This window comes from Bacteroidota bacterium, assembly GCA_034723125.1.
Taxonomy (GTDB): domain Bacteria; phylum Bacteroidota; class Bacteroidia; order CAILMK01; family JAAYUY01; genus JAYEOP01.
This window is the reverse complement of sequence record JAYEOP010000579.1, coordinates 1-1570: the sequence shown is the minus strand read 5'-3', so window position 1 is coordinate 1570 and position 1570 is coordinate 1. Positions and strand designations below refer to the sequence as shown.

General features: G+C 29.8%; 2 protein-coding genes. Both read left to right on the top strand.

Annotation, left to right across the window (positions count from 1 at the left end):
• Positions 1 to 381 precede the first annotated feature (381 nt).
• Positions 382 to 1032 carry a hypothetical protein gene (locus tag U9R42_14555; protein ID MEA3497245.1) on the top strand — a complete coding sequence of 217 codons (651 nt, stop codon included), beginning with the start codon at positions 382 to 384 and terminating at the stop codon, positions 1030 to 1032.
• 23 nt (positions 1033 to 1055) lie between these two features.
• Entirely contained in the window at positions 1056 to 1259 is a 204-nt protein-coding gene (locus U9R42_14550; protein MEA3497244.1) for a hypothetical protein, read from the top strand.
• The last annotated feature ends 311 nt before the right edge of the window (positions 1260 to 1570 follow it).

Genomic DNA, 1570 nt, shown 5'->3' with positions numbered 1-1570 from the left:
TAAAATGCAAGCATGACCACCAAGCCCTTCAACTTCGTTCAGTATAAACCAAGCGAGTCTCACCGAAAGTATTCGACACAGGCTGTACTTGGCGGTTCATTAGATAAAAGAAAAAAATAATTGTGTTTTTGGATTAACATCTTTTTTGACCATAGAAAAAGTTGAGTAAAACAGAAATATCCTTATATTTGACAAAAAATTAATCGGTGGTTAGGGTTATTAGATAGACTGTCATTATAGCCAATGCAAGAAAACAAAAACATACTGAAATTAAATGACTTAGAAATGAAAAACAGGAATATACAAGTGAAATTTAAAGACCAAAACAGACTGAAAACGAAAATGTATCAGAGCATTTTTAAAACTTAAATAAACAAGGCAATGAAACTAAAAATTCTTATTTTACCGACAATTGCCATAATAAGCATTGTTGGACTTAGCATCTCTTTCATTAATTGTGGAGAGCCTGACCCATGTGCGGCATTCGACAGTGAACCACAATATTTTGACATACCGGCAGAAGATACCCTTAAAATACCATATAAAGGATATGAAACACTGAAATTTCAGGTAAGTATTGACAGCCAGATAGTAGATACGATTACCTTTATTGGACAAGGAAGGGTGAAATCCTATGAAGAATTCAATCCAGGAGATGCACCTGGGTATTGTGTTACATATTATGGAGAGATTTTTACATATACGTTTAATAATATTGATAATACTGATGTATACAAGCATTTGATCTTTAATTATGTGATGAAGCACACAGCATCAATGACAATTGATATTAATGAGATTGAGTTTTATGGAGATTACTATGTCATTTCAGGGCAAGGATATAAGGATCCACGGTTTTTTGATGTAATTGAGATTAATAAAAAGATATTTTATAATGTACATCTATTTACTGATTATTGGTTGAATATTAACAAAATAACTAATGATGATCCATTATTATATTTTAATAAAAGTGTGGGTATAATAAGAATAAAAATAAACTCACATGTAATCTGGGATTTAATAAATTAGGTTAAACAATTAAAGTTAAAAATATGAAAAACATAAGTAAAATTATTTTTTTACTAATTGCTTTATCTTGCTTTCAAAACATTTTAGCATCAGAAAGAAAGGAAATAAATTGTTTTGACAATACAATGTTTTTTAATGAAGGTTCTGAAGTTGAGCAATTACTGAATTCAAACTCCCTGACTCAAGGTGGTTTTATAGATAAAATTGCAGATTGGATAGCTGGCTGATTTCCAAACTGGAACTTTTGGCAAAAGTCAGTAGGTACAGGTGCTGTCCATTATATTGAAGAAGATGGTACTGAAATTACATACCCGATGACTTTATATGACAAGACAGAGTTTGATTCTTATGATGCTTTCAGGAATAAAATAATAACAAAGTTGTCAGATAATTATTTTAAGGGGATTTATTTAGTGTCTCTTAGAAAACTCTACAAAATTAAAAATGTTTCTTTTTGCGATATTTTTATTTTTCTCAAATCACTGATGCAAAAGCATCAGTTCATTTCCAAAAAGTAAAAATCTCATCAAAAATAATT

What these genes read in the sequence shown, in the direction of transcription:
- U9R42_14555 (MEA3497245.1), top strand. Translation starts at nt 382, where the DNA reads ATGAAACTAAAAATTCTTATTTTACCGACAATTGCCATAATAAGCATT.
- U9R42_14550 (MEA3497244.1), top strand. Translation starts at nt 1,056, where the DNA reads ATGAAAAACATAAGTAAAATTATTTTTTTACTAATTGCTTTATCTTGC.